Here is a 17,423-nt window from a genome sequence, read left to right on the forward strand (position 1 = left end):
CTTGAAAATAGCAGACAGAGTTGCTTATTGGCAGGTGTAGCGATTTTATTAAAAAGATTTTAAACAGGTTCTTAGAAGGAATGCCAGCTAATCTTGCAAAAAGGCATGCGTTACAGTGGCTAGAAAAATTAGAAATGACACCACATTTAAAGAAGAAAACAGAGGAATTGTCAAAGGGAAATCAACAAAAAATTCAATTGATTTCAGCGATATTGCATAATCCGGAATTCATCATACTAGATGAACCATTTAGTGGATTGGATCCTGTAAATGCAGAGATGTTAAAAAATGTTGTGCTCGAGTTAATCGCGCAAAGAAAAACGATTATCTTCTGTAGTCATCAAATGGACAGTGTAGAAACGTTCTGTGAGGAAATTTGTATTATGAAAAATGGTCAACTTGTATTATCGGGTGCCTTGTCAGATATTAAGAAAAGTTATCAATACAAATATATGACGTTGCAAACGGAAGGGGATATTGAACCTATTCTTAAAAAGAAAAATTTCAATTTTGAAAAAGTTAATCGTACGTTCATGATTAAAGTTAATGATGGAGAGGATGCATTTTCGCTGCTTGAAGACATTAAAACTAAACAATATATCCGAGATGTTTCTATTAAAGAACCTTCTTTACATCAAATCTTTGTTGAAAAGGCGGGTGCATAAGTAATGAGGAATTTCTGGATTGTTTTAGGGCAAACGTATTGGGATCGTGTGAGGACGAAAATATTTATTGGGATGACATTGTTATTAATAGGGGGAGGGATATTCTTATTCTCCTTTCCAACTTTAGTACAAAAGTTTTCTGGAGAGAAAGAAAAAGCAAAAGTTGTATTTATTTCCGAAGCACCTAATGTTACTTTGGATCAATCTAATCTTAGTAAAGCTCTTCCAGAATGGGATTGGTCTTTAGGTGATAAAACAAAATTAAATCAATATAAGCAAGATTTGTTAGATAAGAAAGTCGAAGCGCTCTTTATATTAAAAGAGGGTGCGGGTGCTGAACCAGTATTAGATTACTTTATGAAGGTGGATAATCCTAAGTTGATTCAAAGTGCGCAGGTATTTGTACAAAATCAGTATTTTCAAAGTGCGGTAGTTAAACAACAGTTATCAGAAGAGGCTGTGAAATCACTGACGATGAACGTGCAAGCGAAAAAGCAAAACTTAAATAACGAAGAAACAAGCTCATTCTTACTGGTGTATTTATTAGTAGCGATTATGTACTTAGCAATTACTTCGTATGGAAATGCGATTGCTACAGCGGTAGCGTCAGAGAAGGCGTCGCGTGTTATGGAAGTGATGGTAACGAAGGTGTCGCCTGTTCACATGGTCTTTGGGAAGATATTAGGAGTCGGTCTTGCTAGTTTGACACAGTTATTTATTTTCTTCCTTAGTATGGCGCTATATATTAAATCTGGAATTTTCAAGGTATCGGATTCGTTTTTTGGAGTGAATATTGATGTAAATATGATTACAGGTGAGCATGCTGCATATTTCTTGTTATATTTTGTTCTCGGTTACTTCGTTTATGCGGCACTTTTCGCAGTGTTTGGTTCTATGGTAAGTAGGCCAGAAGAATTATCCGGAACAACGATGCCGATTACTCTTATATTGATGGGAAGCTTAGTGGTGGAGTTATTAGTAGTACTTGATAACCCTGAAGGGCTAGTATCAAGGGTGACATCATATGTTCCGTTTACAGCTCCAATTAGTATGGTAGTTAGGATTATTAATGGATCCGTTGGGAGTTTAGAAATTATTACATCTATGGTTGTATTACTGGCTAGCATTAGCTTAATTGCTATGTTTGCAGCGAAGGTCTATCCGAAAGGTGTATTAAGAAGTGGTAAGAGCCTTAAATTCATTCAATTGTTAAAAAATAATTAATTGCAGGGGGGAATAAATTATGGGATTTTTTTCGAAAAGAAAACAAAAAATGATGGATAGTAATAACGAGAGAAGCGTGAAAAAAATAGTTGAGTTGTCTGTGGAAGAGATGAGAGGAATTCAAGGAGCGTCTAGTGAATCGAACGATTATCTCTATGATTCCTATGTAATTAGGAATCAAAGTTCCTTAGCTTTAAATAAGAGGTTTCTTTCTTAATTAAGAATCGTAAAAGAGTAGTTAGGCATAGTGAAGTGTCACTATACCTAAACTGCTCTTTTTATTTTGGAATTGAACAGAGATAAATTTAATGTTGTTATATATAAAATTAAGGGTTACTATTAGTATGTGGTAACAAATAATTGAGTTTATTATTTTCTTTCAATATTATTCAAATTTAGGTTGTAAGTTGTAAATCTCATTAATACATATAAATTAATAATATTTTGGAATGGGTGTCTGTGATAGCATTCTCCTTTTACCAAACTTATTGTACAATAGAAACAAGGGGGAGATTAGTTTGAAGGCAAGTCTTTTACAAGAACAAAGCTTACGTTTGGCAATGACACAAGAGTTAAGGCAAGCGATTACAATGCTCCAGTATAATGTACAAGAATTATCGGAGTTTTTGTATGAGCAATCGTTAGAGAATCCCCTTATTGAGTTAGGTGGTTTTGAGAGGGAGAAGAAAAAGAGCTCTAACAACAGTAAAAGTACCAGCAAACAAGTCGAGAATCAGATGGAGATCTACAGTGTGGATTCTACAACGATTCAGCAACATTTATTAAATCAAATACAGTATTATAAAATAGATGAAGAAGAGCGAAAAGTAGCTTCTTTCATTATTATGAACATGGATGGAAATGGATATTTACAAGAAACGAATGAAGAGTTAGCAGAGCTCCTTTCTGCGCATATTCATGTAGTCGACCGCTCTGTAGAGCTTGTCCAATCACTGGAACCAGCAGGGGTAGGGGCGCGTAATATTCAGGAATGTTTAACCTTGCAATTGAAGCGCTTACAAAGACGGAATGGATTAGCAGAAGAGGTTGTAGAAGATCATTTCGCTTATTTTGTGAAGAAAGATTGGCGAAAGCTCGTTCAAGTGTTGAAATGTAGTAATGAGGAATTACAGAGTGCGGTAAATTGTATAACGTCATTACAACCAAAACCAGGTCTTGCGTTTTCTTCAGATAAACCACTTTATATTGTGCCTGATATGGCGGTGAAAAAAGATGGCGATCGCCTCGTTTTACAAATGAATGAGAGAAATATGCCAAGAATTGAAATTCATTCTGAATATAGTGCGCTTCTTAATAATAGTGAAAGTGAAGTAGCATCTTACGTATCAGAAAAGTATCAGCATGTGCAGTGGATTATGCGCAGTTTGAAGCAGAGAAAACAGACGCTGCTGCAAGTGATGAATATTATTATGGAAAAACAACGTGATTTCTTCTGGAAAGGTCCAGAGTATTTAAGACCTCTCGCTTTAAAAGAGGTAGCGGAAGAGTTAAGTGTGCATGAATCAACAATTAGTCGTGCGACGCGAAATAAATATGTGCAAACACCACACGGTTTATTTGAGATGAAATCGTTCTTTAGCAATGCCGTTTCGACGACTGAAGATGAAGCAGTTTCTACAAAACGTGTAAAACAATTTATTCAAACGCTAATTGGGGCAGAGGATAAGAAAAAGCCACTTTCAGATCAAAAGATTTCAAAATTATTAGAAGAAGAGCATGAAATTGTTATTTCTCGAAGAACAGTGGCGAAGTATAGAGAACAAATGCATATCCCAGCTTCGTCATTACGAAAAACGATCGGATAGGTGAAGAAGATGAAAGTTGTACTGTATACTAAAAAAGATTGTGGCCTTTGCGTGAAGGCGAAACAAGTTTTACAGGAAGTACAATGTGAATATTCTTTTCAAATCGAGGAAATAGATATATATGAAGATAATGACCTTTTAGAAAAATATCACTTAATGATTCCGGTTGTAGAAATGGACGGAAAACAAGTAGAATATGGTAACATTCACAAAGGTGTCATAATAAACTATATAAAGAATGCAGTTAAGAGTTGAATAAGTTTCTATCTCCTGTTACAATAATACACGTAGCAGGGATTATTTTTTTAACCTATGTGGGACACAAAATGTCACTACGGGACGTAAAGTGACCATGAAGGAAAAATGAACCAATGTAGTGAGGAGAAAAGATATGCGCTCATGGATTCAGAACACAAAAAAATTATTACCTGATCTGCTACCTGTTATGCAAACGAGAATGCAAATTCTTCAATACATTAGGCTCATGCAGCCGATTGGAAGAAGAAACTTATCAGCAAGCCTCGGTATGACAGAACGAGTATTGCGAAGTGAAGTTCAAGTTTTGAAAGAACAAAACTTAGTTCACGTCGCTTCTTCTGGAATGACTTTGACAGAAGAAGGAACAGCTTTAGTTCTTGCTTTGGAAGACTTTATGAAAGAAATTTCCGGGTTAAAGGTTTTAGAAAAGCAACTTAAGGAAACATTAGACTTGGATGAAGTTTTCGTTGTCCCTGGTGATAGTGATGAATCACCTTGGGTCAAACTGGAGATGGGCCGTGCTTGTGTGACTTGTATAAAAGACCGTCTGACAGCGAATAATATCGTTGCTGTGGCTGGAGGAACTACGCTAGCTGCTGCTGCGGACATGATGCAACTTGATTGCAAAGATTTACATATGCTATTTGTCCCAGCACGTGGTGGAATTGGAGAAGGTGTTGAATTAGAAGCCAATACCATTTGTGCCAAGATGGCGCAAAATACGATGAGTAATTATCGCTTATTGTATGTTCCAGACCATGTTAGTAGCGAAGCATATGCGTCTATTGTGACAGAGCCTTCCGTGAAAGAAGTTCTTGAGTTGATTCGATCTTCCAATATCGTCATTCATGGAATAGGTGATGCGTTAACAATGGCACGTCGCAGAAGTACTTCAGAAGCAGATTGGTTAAAGATTCAGGCAAGCGAAGCAGTTGGCGAAGCTTTCGGTTACTACTTTAATGAAGAAGGAAATGTTGTTCATAAAGTAAGAACAGTGGGTATGCAACTAGAGGATTTACAAAATGTATCTCACGTTGTTGCAGTCGCTGGAGGTTCTTCAAAGGCAAAAGCAATACAGGCTGTAATAAAGCAAGGGCACACTTCAATTCTAATTACAGATGAAGGTGCAGCAAAACAGTTAACAAAGGGTTTTACCCTTTAATATAATCCCCCAAGGAGGAAATTCAAATGACTAAAATTGGTATTAATGGATTTGGACGTATCGGACGTAACGTATTCCGCGCAGCTCTTAACAACTCTGAGGTAGAAGTAGTAGCAATCAACGACTTAACAGATGCTAAAACATTAGCTCACCTTTTAAAATATGACACAGTTCACGGAACTTTAAATGCAGAAGTATCTGCTAACGAAAACAGCATCGTTGTTAACGGTAAAGAAATTAAAGTTATCGCTGAGCGTGACCCAGCTCAATTACCATGGAGCGACTACGGAGTAGAAGTAGTAGTAGAATCTACTGGCCGTTTCACTAAAAAATCAGACGCTGAAAAACACTTAGGTGGATCAGTTAAGAAAGTTATCATCTCAGCTCCAGCTTCTGACGAAGATATCACTGTAGTTATGGGTGTTAACCACGAACAATACGATGCAGCTAACCACAACGTAGTATCTAACGCTTCTTGTACTACAAACTGTCTAGCTCCATTCGCTAAAGTATTAAACGAAAAATTCGGCGTAAAACGCGGAATGATGACAACGATTCACTCTTACACTAACGACCAACAAATCTTAGACTTACCACACAAAGATTTACGTCGTGCTCGTGCAGCAGCTGAAAACATGATCCCAACATCTACTGGTGCAGCTAAAGCTGTAGCATTAGTATTACCAGAACTTAAAGGTAAATTAAACGGTGGCGCTGTACGTGTTCCAACTGCTAACGTTTCTCTTGTTGACTTAGTTGTTGAACTTGACAAAGAAGTAACAGTTGAAGATGTAAACGCAGCATTCAAAGCAGCAGCTGAAGGCGAATTAAAAGGTATCCTTGGATACAGCGAAGAGCCATTGGTATCTATCGACTATAATGGATGTACAGCTTCTTCTACAATCGATGCATTATCTACAATGGTAATGGAAGGTAACATGGTTAAAGTACTTTCTTGGTACGATAACGAAACTGGTTACTCTAACCGCGTAGTAGACTTAGCAGCTTACATGACTTCAAAAGGTCTTTAATTCTTAATTATATAAGTTATCAATGACAAAACGAGGGAGAGGGTTTGTTCCCTCTCTCTCTTCTTTCGTTTTAAAAGCAAATGTGTTAAGCTTTTGAATGGGTTTTGTCAATCCTAACTAGTAGTCGGAGGGAAATCCAATGAACAAAAAATCAATTCGTGACGTAGATTTAAAAGGTAAGCGTGTATTTTGCCGCGTTGATTTCAACGTACCTATGAAAGAAGGCAAAATTACAGATGAAACTCGTATCCGTGCAGCTCTTCCTACAATTCAATATTTAGTAGAGCAAGGTGCGAAAGTTATTTTAGCAAGCCACTTAGGCCGTCCAAAAGGTCAAGCAGTAGAAGAATTACGTCTTACTCCAGTAGCAGCACGTTTAGGCGAGCTTCTTGGTAAAGATGTTAAAAAAGCGGACGAAGCATTCGGACCAGTTGCACAAGAAATGGTTGCAGCAATGAACGAAGGCGACGTATTAGTTCTTGAAAACGTACGTTTCTATGCGGGCGAAGAAAAGAACGATGCAGAACTTGCGAAAGAATTTGCAGCACTTGCTGACATCTTCGTAAACGATGCATTCGGTGCAGCTCACCGTGCTCATGCTTCTACAGCAGGTATCGCAGACTACCTACCAGCAGTATCTGGTCTATTAATGGAAAAAGAGTTAGATGTACTTGGTAAAGCACTTTCTAACCCAGAACGTCCATTTACAGCTATCATCGGTGGTGCGAAAGTAAAAGATAAAATCGGTGTAATTCGTCATCTATTAGACAAAGTAGATAACTTAATCATCGGTGGCGGACTTGCTTACACATTCGTTAAAGCTTTAGGTCATGAAATTGGTCTATCTCTATGTGAAGACGACAAGATTGAACTAGCTAAAGAATTTATGCAACTTGCAAAAGAAAAAGGCGTAAACTTCTACATGCCAGTTGATGTTGTAATCACTGAGGAATTCTCTGAAACTGCAACAACTAAAATCGTTGGTATCGACTCTATCCCTTCTAACTGGGAAGGCGTGGACATCGGTCCTAAAACACGTGAAATTTATGCAGATGTAATTAAAAATTCTAAGCTTGTTGTATGGAATGGACCAATGGGTGTATTCGAAATGACTCCATTCGCAGAAGGTACAAAAGCAGTAGGACAAGCATTAGCAGATGCAGAAGATACATACTCTGTTATCGGCGGTGGTGACTCTGCAGCAGCTGTTGAAAAATTCGGTATGGCTGATAAAATGAGCCACATTTCTACTGGCGGCGGTGCGTCATTAGAATTCATGGAAGGTAAAGAGCTTCCAGGTGTAGTTTGTCTTAACGACAAATAAGTAGCAGCCAAAGAAAAAGGACGGTGCAAAGCATGCGTAAACCAATTATCGCAGGTAACTGGAAAATGAATAAAACTCTATCTGAAGCAGTTAGCTTCGTAGAGGAAGTTAAAGGTCAAATCCCAGCAGCTTCAGCTGTTGATGCAGTAGTTTGCTCTCCAGCTCTATTCTTAGAGCGCCTTGTAGCAGCAACTGAAGGAACTGACTTACAAGTAGGTGCACAAAACATGCACTTCGAAAAAAATGGTGCATTCACTGGCGAAATTAGCCCAGTAGCACTTAGCGACTTAAAAGTTGGCTATGTAGTACTTGGCCACTCTGAGCGTCGTGAAATGTTTGCTGAAACAGATGAATCAGTAAACAAAAAGACTATCGCAGCATTTGAACATGGTTTAACACCAATCGTATGTTGTGGTGAGACTTTAGAAGAGCGCGAAAGCGGAAAAACATTTGATCTAGTAGCAGGTCAAGTGACAAAAGCACTTGCAGGTTTAACAGAAGAGCAAGTTAAAGCAACTGTTATCGCTTATGAGCCAATCTGGGCTATCGGTACAGGTAAATCTTCTTCTTCTGCAGACGCAAACGAAGTATGTGCGCACATCCGTAAAGTTGTTGCAGAAGCTGTTTCTCCAGAAGCTGCAGAAGCTGTTCGTATCCAATACGGCGGTAGCGTAAAACCAGAAAACATTAAAGAGTATATGGCACAATCTGACATCGACGGCGCTTTAGTTGGCGGTGCTAGCTTAGAGCCTGCTTCGTTCTTAGGTCTTCTGGGGGCGGTAAAATGAGAAAGCCAACAGCTTTAATCATTCTTGACGGTTTCGGACTTCGTGAAGAAACTTACGGGAATGCTGTAGCACAAGCTAAGAAACCTAATTTTGATGGTTACTGGAACAAATTCCCTCATACAACGCTTACAGCTTGTGGTGAGGCGGTAGGTCTTCCAGAAGGTCAAATGGGTAACTCTGAGGTTGGTCACTTAAATATCGGTGCTGGCCGCGTAGTATATCAAAGCTTAACACGCGTTAACGTTGCAATTCGTGAAGGTGAGTTCGATAAGAACGAAACTTTCCAAAATGCAATTAAAAGCGTAAAAGAAAAAGGTACTGCACTTCATTTATTCGGTTTACTTTCTGACGGTGGTGTGCACAGTCACATGAACCATATGTTTGCTCTTCTTCGCTTAGCAGCAAAAGAAGGCGTGGAGAAAGTTTATATCCATGCATTCTTAGACGGCCGCGATGTTGGACCACAAACAGCAAAAGGTTATATCGATGCAACGAATGAAGTAATTAAAGAAACAGGAGTAGGACAATTCGCGACTATCTCTGGTCGTTATTACTCTATGGACCGTGACAAGCGTTGGGATCGCGTAGAAAAATGTTACAGTGCTATGGTGAATGGTGAAGGCCCTACTTATAAATCAGCAGAAGAGTGTGTAGAAGACTCTTATGCGAACGGTATCTATGATGAATTCGTATTGCCGTCTGTAATTGTTAACGAAGATAACACGCCAGTTGCAACAATCAATGATGATGATGCAGTTATCTTCTATAACTTCCGTCCAGACCGTGCAATTCAAATTGCTCGTGTATTTACAAACGAAGACTTCCGTGAGTTCGATCGTGGTGAAAAAGTACCTCACATTCCAGAATTCGTATGTATGACACACTTCAGTGAAACTGTAGATGGTTACGTGGCATTCAAGCCAATGAACCTTGATAACACTTTAGGTGAAGTTGTTGCGCAAGCGGGATTAAAGCAACTTCGCATCGCGGAAACTGAAAAGTATCCGCACGTTACATTCTTCTTTAGCGGTGGTCGTGAGGCTGAATTCCCAGGAGAAGAGCGTATCTTAATTAACTCACCAAAGGTTGCAACGTATGACTTGAAACCTGAAATGAGCATTTACGAAGTAACGGACGCTTTAGTAAATGAAATCGAAAATGATAAACATGATGTTATCATTCTTAACTTTGCGAACTGTGATATGGTTGGCCATTCTGGGATGATGGAACCAACAATTAAAGCAGTAGAAGCAACTGACGAATGTTTAGGAAAAGTTGTAGAAGCAATTCTTGCAAAAGATGGTGTAGCACTTATTACTGCTGACCATGGTAATGCTGATCAGGAGTTAACTGCTGATGGCGGTCCTATGACAGCTCATACAACTAACCCGGTTCCTTTCATCGTTACAAAAAATGATGTAGAGCTTCGTGAAGGTGGTATTTTAGGAGATATCGCTCCAACAATGCTTACACTTTTAAATGTGGAACAACCGAAAGAAATGACAGGTAAAACAATTATTAAATAATTTGCTTATATAAAAAGGAGAGAATTTATTATGTCAACAATTATTGATGTTTATGCTCGCGAAGTCCTTGACTCTCGTGGTAACCCAACTGTAGAAGTAGAAGTTTACACAGAAAGCGGCGCTTTCGGACGCGCTATCGTACCAAGTGGTGCATCTACTGGTGAGCACGAAGCAGTAGAATTACGTGACGGTGACAAATCTCGTTACCTTGGTAAAGGTGTTGTTAACGCAGTAAACAACGTTAACGAAATTATCGCTCCAGAAATCGCTGGTTTCGATGTAACTGACCAAGCTGGTATCGACCGTGCTATGATCGAATTAGATGGCACTCCAAACAAAGGTAAACTAGGCGCTAACGCTATCCTTGGTGTATCTATGGCAGTAGCTCACGCAGCAGCTGACTTCGTAGGTCTTCCATTATACCGTTACCTTGGTGGATTCAATGCAAAACAATTACCAACTCCAATGATGAACATCATCAACGGTGGTTCTCACGCTGATAACAACGTTGACTTCCAAGAGTTCATGATCTTACCAGTTGGTGCTCCAACATTCAAAGAATCAATCCGTATGGGTGCTGAAGTATTCCATGCACTTAAAGCTGTATTACATGACAAAGGTCTTAACACTGCAGTAGGTGACGAAGGTGGATTCGCTCCAAACCTTGGTTCTAACCGTGAAGCTCTAGAAGTAATCATCGAAGCTATCGAAAAAGCTGGTTACAAAGCTGGCGAGAACGTATTCTTAGGAATGGACGTTGCTTCTTCTGAGTTCTACAACAAAGAAACTGGTAAATATGACCTTGCAGGCGAAGGCCGTACTGGCTTAACTTCTGCAGAAATGGTTGATTTCTACGAAGAGCTTTGCAAAGACTTCCCAATCATCTCTATCGAAGATGGTTTAGACGAAAACGACTGGGATGGTCACAAATTATTAACTGAGCGTATCGGTGATAAAGTACAATTAGTTGGTGACGATTTATTCGTAACTAACACTCAAAAACTTGCTGAAGGTATCGAAAAAGGTATCTCTAACTCAATCTTAATTAAAGTTAACCAAATCGGTACTTTAACTGAGACTTTCGAAGCTATCGAAATGGCTAAACGTGCTGGTTACACAGCAGTTGTATCTCACCGTTCTGGTGAAACTGAAGATGCTACAATCGCTGACATCGCAGTTGCAACTAACGCTGGCCAAATCAAAACTGGTTCTATGAGCCGTACTGACCGTATTGCTAAGTACAACCAATTATTACGCATCGAAGACGAACTAGGCGAAATCGCTGTTTACGATGGTATCAAATCTTTCTATAACATCAAACGATAATTGTAGAAAATAAACGACAGACCGTGAGAAATCACGGTCTGTTTTTTTATGTTAAAATTGTTCACCTGTCATAAGTGACATGAAATGTTTGAAGAAGCGGTTATAATCAAAATTAATTGCTATTTGATGACTCGGCCAATCAATAAATGGTTTAGGTTCTCCTAAAGAGCGAAATTCTCCAATGCTTGCCCCCTGTGCATAAGATTCTGTCATGACAACGATAGGTGATTTGTGATAGGTAAACATAGAGTTATCAAGTAAAGCGAGTATTGGCATTGTGTCATGGAAGGGGCTGCCCTTTAAATGTGGTAGGGCGTCTTTATAATATCCGTAGTAATAATGATCGAATAACGGTTTGACAAGTGGGGCTTTTCCTTTGGCCTCAATGTATTCGGCCATTTCTGGTGTAATGATGGAATATTGGGTGACGTTTAATGGGTATATGTACATGTTAGCTGCGGATTGAAGGACTATATTAGCTGCAGTAGGGTCGCCATAAAAGTTTGCTTCGGAAATAGGGGTAACATTACCAGGATGTAAAAAGGCACCGCCCATTACGTAGTAGGGTTTAACTTGCTCCATTAATTGTTTACATACGATAAATAAAATTGCTAGGGAGGTAAGTCTTCCTAAGCTCACAATAATTAATTCATCTTTATACTGTTCAATAAGAGGAATAACTTCAAAAAAATTCTCCATTTCTTCGTTAGTTACATTCACCTTTGGAATAATTGGCCCGAGCCCTTGTTTCCCGTGTACATCTGTAAAAAAAGCAGGAGGAGCACCAGTAATTGGACGTTCTGATCCACCAAAGATTTTGATATTTCTACCCTTTACTTCGCTTGTAAGAAAATGAGCATTTTCTACGGCCATTTTTTTTGGAACATTGCCATAATCAGCAACGATACCGACGATTTCTATTTCATTGATAAAGAATGCTAAGAGGAGAGCCATCGTATCATCAATCCCAGGATCACAAAAAATGAGAACTTTTTTGGGCATATGTTCACCACCTATCTTGTTTATCCCGTACAAACCCGCTTGGTGAGGAATGATCAATGGGGATGAGGAAACCCTCAATGATTAAAGTTTCACTTTATATATATGTAAGTTTAAGGATAAAAAGATTATTTTATTGAAATAACAGTCTTATAAATTCAGAAAATAAAAACTTTTTATATTAGGTCAAGGTTTTTGACGTAATTTTTGTTTGAAAATGCAGTCATATCAAGGTTGTAAGCGTGTAACATAGGCTGTTTTTGCTGTCAAGTTGATAAATTGCAGCTTTTTACAATTTATACTATGATAAAGATATTAACAGAAGATCGTATAAACATGAGGGATGATGAACATGAAATTTACAAAGATTCTTGTCCAAATTGCTGCTCTTTACGTGTTTTATATGGTTGGAACTTGGGTGCAAGAAATGTTAAACATTCCAATTCCAGGAAGTTTGATAGGGATGTTCCTCTTACTTGTTTTACTTAGCCTAAAAGTTCTTCCAGTGAAATGGTTCGATTTAGGAGCAGAAACACTCGTTGCTATTATGCCGTTTTTATTAATTCCGCCAACGCTTGGCCTAATGAATTACGGTGCTTTTTTTATGAGTAAAGGAATTTCTCTTTTCATTACAGTTGTAGCGAGTACATTTTTAATTATTATTGTCGCAGGACATACAGGACAATATCTTGCGAATAGGAAGGAAAGAGAGTCGCGATGAGCCAAATATTAATCGGAATCGGTTGGGTTCTTTTTACGGTGCTATTATATCAATTATCTAAAAAAATCTATAAATTATTTCCAACACCATTCACCATTCCAATGCTTGTAGCAACAGGATTAATGGCTTTCCTATTTATCGTGCTTGATATACCATATCAACATTATATGGAAAGTGGTGGTGGCTGGATTGCAAAGCTACTTGGACCCGGTGTTGTAGCATTTGCAATTCCTCTTTATAAACAACGTCATGTTCTGCAAAAATATGTTGTACCGATTGCTGGCGGGGTATTAGTAGGTACAACAGTCGCAATCGCTAGTGATTTTGCTATTGCTTCACTTATGGGAACAGATAAAAGCTTAATCTTATCGTCTTTACCAAAATCGGTAACAATGCCAGTTGCGATGAGCGTTTCTGAACAAGTTGGTGGTGTACCTTCCTTAACAGCAGCTTTCGTTGTTATCGCAGGTATTACTGGAACAATTACAGGACCTCTCTTATTAAAATGGAGCCGTGTTACAAACTCAGTTGGTAAAGGTATCGGATTTGGATGTGCTTCTCATATTATGGGTGTTATGAGAGCAATGAAAAATAACGAGCATGAAGGTGTTATTGGATCGGTAACAATGACATTAACAGCAATTTTGACATGTTTACTTGGACCGTTATTTGCAATGATGTTTATGTAATAGAAGAAAAGCGAGGGCAACTCTATAGCTCTCGCTTTTCTATAGGATTTATGCTACAGTTACAATAACTGAATCTTTGTAGGAGGTACGCCAAGTGCATACGTTATTATCCGTTTTACTTATTACTGTATCGATTTTAATGATTGTTATGGTACTTATGCAGTCTAGTAATAGCTCAGGCCTTTCAGGTGCAATTTCAGGCGGTGCAGAGCAATTATTTGGTAAGCAAAAAGCACGTGGAATTGAAGCAGTATTAAACCGTATTACAATTGTTTTAGCTGTATTGTTCTTTGTATTAACAATTGCTGTTACGTACTTAAACTTATAGAATTGAAAGAAGAAGCGTTAGTAAGATGTACTAATGGTTCTTCTTTTTTGTTTTGCCATTTGAAAGATGTTTCTAATTAGATTATAGAAATGTAAATATGGTACACTAGATATAGAAAGAATACGACTAGATTACAGAAGAGAAAGAGGAGAAGTACATGATGAAATTAGCATCTCCGAAACCATTTACATTTGAGGGTGGAGACCGCGCTGTTTTATTACTACATGGATTCACAGGGAACTCAGCTGATGTACGTATGTTAGGGCGTTTCTTAGAAAAGAAAGGCTATACTTGTCATGCACCAATTTATAAAGGGCACGGTGTACCACCAGAAGAGCTTGTTCATACAGGCCCTACAGATTGGTGGCAAGATGTAACGGAGGCATATCAGCTTTTAAAAGATAAAGGTTTTGAGAAAATTGCTGTTGTTGGATTGTCACTTGGCGGCGTATTTTCTTTAAAATTAGGTTATACAGTACCGGTTTTAGGTGTAGTACCAATGTGTGCACCGATGTATATTAAGAGCGAAGAAACGATGTACCAAGGTATATTGGCATATGCCCGCGAATATAAAAAATGTGAGCAAAAATCACCAGAACAAATTGAACAAGAAATGTTGGAATTCCAAAAGACACCGATGAATACATTAAAAGCATTACAACAATTAATTGCTGACGTACGTAACAATGTGGATATGATTTATGCACCAACATTTGTTGTACAAGCACGTCATGACGAAATGATTAATACAGATAGTGCTAACATTATTTATAACGGTGTAGAATCTACGTTAAAAGACATTAAATGGTATGAAGACTCTACGCATGTCATTACACTTGATAAACAACGTGACGAGCTACATGAGGATGTATATAACTTCTTGGAGCAACTAGATTGGTAAGATCTAGTTGCCTCTTTTTTTCATAAGGAATTTTTTGTGAAAACTGTAAAAATCATAAGGGGAGTATTGAAGTTTCGCTTTATACATCCCCTATCTTTCGGATACACTAAATAATATAAGGTTTTAAAGGAGGTATTTTTGCTTGGAAGAAATCACACAAGAACATATTGATAAGTTGTTATTATTTATGAGAGAAGAAGCGTATAAACCGCTAACGATACAAGAGTTAGAAGAGGCATTTGGAATTGAAGGTTCTGAGGGCTTTAAAGATTTTGTAAAGGCACTTGTAATGATGGAAGAGAAGGGACTTGTTATTCGTACACGTAGCAACCGTTACGGTCTTCCTGAAAAGATGAATTTAGTAAGAGGTAAGTTAATTGGACATGCACGTGGCTTTGCATTCGTTGTACCAGACGAGAAGAAAACGGGAGACGATGATCTTTTCATCCCTCCTACAGAATTAAACGGTGCACTTCATGGCGATACAGTATTAGCACGACTTAGTTCTCAATCGAGCGGTTCACGTCAAGAAGGTTCAATTGTACGCATTTTAGAGCGTGGAACGAAAGAACTTGTTGGTACATATACAGAATCGAAAAACTTTGGCTTTGTTATACCTGACAATAAGCGCTGGACGAGTGATATCTTTATCTTGAAAAGTGCATCAATGGGTGCTGTAGAAGGTCATAAGGTAGTTGTGAAAATTACGAGCTACCCAGAAAACCGTTTAAGTGCAGAAGGTGAAGTTATTCAAATTCTAGGTCATAAAAATGATCCAGGAGTAGATATTTTATCTGTCATTCATAAACATCATTTACCTTTAGCATTCCCTGAAGAAGTGATGGAGCATGCAAACAGTGTACCAGAAACGATTTCAGAAGAAGATTTAAAAGATCGCCGTGATTTACGTGATCAAATGATCGTAACGATTGATGGTGCAGATGCGAAAGATTTAGATGACGCTGTTACAGTAACGAAGCTTGAGAACGGCAATTACAAGCTAGGCGTTCACATTGCGGATGTAAGTCATTACGTTCAAGAAGGTTCTCCAATTGATGTAGAAGCAGCGGAAAGAGCGACTAGTGTGTATCTTGTTGACCGTGTAATTCCAATGATTCCACATCGTCTATCTAACGGTATTTGCTCATTAAATCCGAAAGTAGACCGTCTGACATTATCTTGTGAAATGGAAATCAACAACTTAGGTGATGTTGTTAAACACGAGATTTTCCAAAGTGTGATTAAAACGACAGAGCGTATGACGTATGCTGACGTAAGAAGCATTTTAGAAGATGAGGACGAAGAGTTAATTAAGCGTTATGAGCCATTAGTACCGATGTTTAAAGAGATGGGGCAATTGGCACAAATTCTACGTGAAAAACGTATGCGCCGTGGTGCAATTGACTTTGACTTTAAAGAAGCGAAAGTATTAGTAGATGAAGAAGGAAAACCGACTGATGTTGTTATGCGCGATCGTTCTGTATCAGAGAAGTTAATTGAAGAATTTATGCTTGTTGCGAACGAAACAGTAGCAGAGCACTTCCACTGGATGAACGTACCGTTTATGTACCGTGTCCATGAAGATCCGAAAGAAGATAAGCTTGAGCGTTTCTTCGAGTTTGTAACGAACTTCGGATATGCGGTAAAAGGACGTGCGAATGAAGTGCACCCTCGTGCGCTGCAACAAATTCTTGAAATGGTTCAAGGACAGCCAGAAGAAGTAGTTATTTCAACGGTTATGCTTCGTTCTATGAAGCAAGCACGTTACGATTCGGAGAGCTTAGGACATTTCGGCTTATCAACTGAGTTCTACACGCATTTCACATCGCCAATTCGTCGTTACCCAGATACGATTGTTCATAGATTAATTCGTGAATACATCATTAACGGTAAAGTCGACAGTGAAACACAAGCAAAATGGCGTGAAAACTTACCAGAGATTGCAGAGCACTCTTCTAATATGGAACGCCGTGCTGTTGAAGCAGAGCGTGAAACAGACGAAATGAAAAAAGCAGAGTATATGGTCGATAAGATCGGTGAAGAGTATGACGGTATGATTAGCTCTGTAACAAACTTCGGTCTGTTTGTAGAGCTTCCAAATACGATTGAAGGTCTTGTACACGTTAGCTACTTAACGGATGATTACTATCGTTACGACGAAAAACATTTCGCAATGATCGGAGAACGTACAGGTAACGTATTCCGCATCGGTGATGAAATTACAATTCGCGTTATTAACGTAAATAAAGACGAGCGTGCAATCGACTTTGAAATCGTTGGCATGAAAGGTACGCCTCGTCGTAAGTTCAAAGATCGTCCAGTCGTTATCGAGCAGCCAAGAACAGGCAGAAAGAAACGCGGTGGACGTAGCGAGCGCAGTAATGAGCGCGGCGGTGAACGTGGCACAGGTAGAAAATTTGACCGTGGTGGCAAAGGAAAAGGAAGAGGATCCGCATCCACATCCGCATCCGCAAGTCAGCCAGGGAAAAAAGATGGTAACGGCAAGAAGAAAAAAGGATTTTTCGAAAACGTACCAGGATTCAAGAAGAAAAAGAAAAAGCGTAAGTAAGAAAAGAGTGGCTTCGCTTTGATGAAAAGCGGGGCCGTTTTCTTTTTTCTTCGTGGCTTGAGAGCGAGCCACTTTCGCTTTTTGTT

The 17,423-nt window shown here is 38.7% G+C and carries 17 protein-coding genes; 16 read left to right on the forward strand and 1 reads right to left on the reverse strand.

Annotation, left to right across the window (positions count from 1 at the left end; genetic code table 11):
* The first annotated feature begins 80 nt into the window (after positions 1-80).
* From ACQRBL_RS24665 to eno, 11 genes are all read left to right on the forward strand, one after another.
* Entirely contained in the window at positions 81-665 is a 585-nt protein-coding gene (locus ACQRBL_RS24665; RefSeq protein ID WP_411996021.1) for an ABC transporter ATP-binding protein, read from the forward strand.
* A 3-nt stretch (positions 666-668) separates the two neighbouring features.
* Positions 669-1,889: an ABC transporter permease gene (locus ACQRBL_RS24670; RefSeq protein ID WP_001243601.1), complete on the forward strand. Its 1,221-nt coding sequence runs from the start codon at positions 669-671 to the stop codon at positions 1,887-1,889.
* Positions 1,890-1,908: 19 nt separating this feature from the next.
* Positions 1,909-2,106, forward strand: a complete 198-nt coding sequence (locus ACQRBL_RS24675) for a hypothetical protein (protein WP_000505575.1) — start codon at positions 1,909-1,911, stop codon at positions 2,104-2,106.
* 301 nt (positions 2,107-2,407) lie between these two features.
* Positions 2,408-3,715 carry an RNA polymerase factor sigma-54 gene (gene rpoN, locus ACQRBL_RS24680; protein ID WP_000647953.1) on the forward strand — a complete coding sequence of 436 codons (1,308 nt, stop codon included), beginning with the start codon at positions 2,408-2,410 and terminating at the stop codon, positions 3,713-3,715.
* Between the two features lie 9 nt (positions 3,716-3,724).
* Positions 3,725-3,970 carry a glutaredoxin family protein gene (locus tag ACQRBL_RS24685; RefSeq protein ID WP_000869730.1) on the forward strand — a complete coding sequence of 82 codons (246 nt, stop codon included), beginning with the start codon at positions 3,725-3,727 and terminating at the stop codon, positions 3,968-3,970.
* Between the two features lie 136 nt (positions 3,971-4,106).
* Entirely contained in the window at positions 4,107-5,135 is a 1,029-nt protein-coding gene (gene cggR / locus ACQRBL_RS24690; protein ID WP_001258185.1) for a gapA transcriptional regulator CggR, read from the forward strand.
* Positions 5,136-5,161: 26 nt separating this feature from the next.
* On the forward strand, positions 5,162-6,166 hold the full coding sequence (gene gap / locus ACQRBL_RS24695; RefSeq protein ID WP_000161234.1) for a type I glyceraldehyde-3-phosphate dehydrogenase: 1,005 nt from the start codon (positions 5,162-5,164) through the stop codon (positions 6,164-6,166).
* Between the two features lie 139 nt (positions 6,167-6,305).
* Positions 6,306-7,490, forward strand: coding sequence for a phosphoglycerate kinase (locus tag ACQRBL_RS24700; RefSeq protein ID WP_001036331.1), 1,185 nt, complete (start codon positions 6,306-6,308; stop codon positions 7,488-7,490).
* Positions 7,491-7,522: 32 nt separating this feature from the next.
* Positions 7,523-8,278 carry a triose-phosphate isomerase gene (gene tpiA / locus ACQRBL_RS24705; RefSeq protein ID WP_001231038.1) on the forward strand — a complete coding sequence of 252 codons (756 nt, stop codon included), beginning with the start codon at positions 7,523-7,525 and terminating at the stop codon, positions 8,276-8,278.
* A complete protein-coding gene (gene gpmI / locus ACQRBL_RS24710) occupies positions 8,275-9,804 on the forward strand; it encodes a 2,3-bisphosphoglycerate-independent phosphoglycerate mutase (protein WP_001231158.1) in 1,530 nt (509 codons plus the stop codon). The genes tpiA and gpmI overlap by 4 nt, the downstream gene beginning before the upstream one ends.
* Positions 9,805-9,834: 30 nt before the next feature.
* Complete coding sequence (eno, locus tag ACQRBL_RS24715; RefSeq protein ID WP_000103951.1) at positions 9,835-11,130, forward strand: phosphopyruvate hydratase; 1,296 nt, start codon at positions 9,835-9,837, stop codon at positions 11,128-11,130.
* Positions 11,131-11,181: 51 nt separating this feature from the next.
* On the opposite strand, the gene ACQRBL_RS24720 is transcribed toward eno, so the two are convergent.
* Entirely contained in the window at positions 11,182-12,132 is a 951-nt protein-coding gene (locus tag ACQRBL_RS24720; RefSeq protein ID WP_065485768.1) for a nucleoside hydrolase, read from the reverse strand.
* A gap of 349 nt (positions 12,133-12,481) precedes the next feature.
* Here ACQRBL_RS24720 and ACQRBL_RS24725 point away from each other — a divergent pair, with 349 nt between their 5' ends.
* The 5 genes from ACQRBL_RS24725 to rnr all read left to right on the forward strand — a co-directional run bounded on the left by ACQRBL_RS24725 (position 12,482) and on the right by rnr (position 17,337).
* Positions 12,482-12,850: a CidA/LrgA family holin-like protein gene (locus ACQRBL_RS24725; RefSeq protein WP_000673222.1), complete on the forward strand. Its 369-nt coding sequence runs from the start codon at positions 12,482-12,484 to the stop codon at positions 12,848-12,850.
* A complete protein-coding gene (locus ACQRBL_RS24730; RefSeq protein WP_000078304.1) occupies positions 12,847-13,539 on the forward strand; it encodes an LrgB family protein in 693 nt (230 codons plus the stop codon). The genes ACQRBL_RS24725 and ACQRBL_RS24730 overlap by 4 nt, the downstream gene beginning before the upstream one ends.
* Positions 13,540-13,633: 94 nt before the next feature.
* A complete protein-coding gene (gene secG, locus ACQRBL_RS24735; protein ID WP_000557266.1) occupies positions 13,634-13,867 on the forward strand; it encodes a preprotein translocase subunit SecG in 234 nt (77 codons plus the stop codon).
* 160 nt (positions 13,868-14,027) lie between these two features.
* The gene (gene estA, locus ACQRBL_RS24740) at positions 14,028-14,768 is read left to right on the forward strand and encodes a carboxylesterase (RefSeq protein ID WP_411996022.1); all 741 of its coding nucleotides are present in this window, start codon (positions 14,028-14,030) and stop codon (positions 14,766-14,768) included.
* A 142-nt stretch (positions 14,769-14,910) separates the two neighbouring features.
* Complete coding sequence (gene rnr / locus ACQRBL_RS24745) at positions 14,911-17,337, forward strand: ribonuclease R (RefSeq protein WP_411996023.1); 2,427 nt, start codon at positions 14,911-14,913, stop codon at positions 17,335-17,337.
* Positions 17,338-17,423 lie beyond the last annotated feature (86 nt).

This window comes from Bacillus sp. AF62 (assembly GCF_050312695.1).
Taxonomy (GTDB): domain Bacteria; phylum Bacillota; class Bacilli; order Bacillales; family Bacillaceae_G; genus Bacillus_A; species Bacillus_A cereus.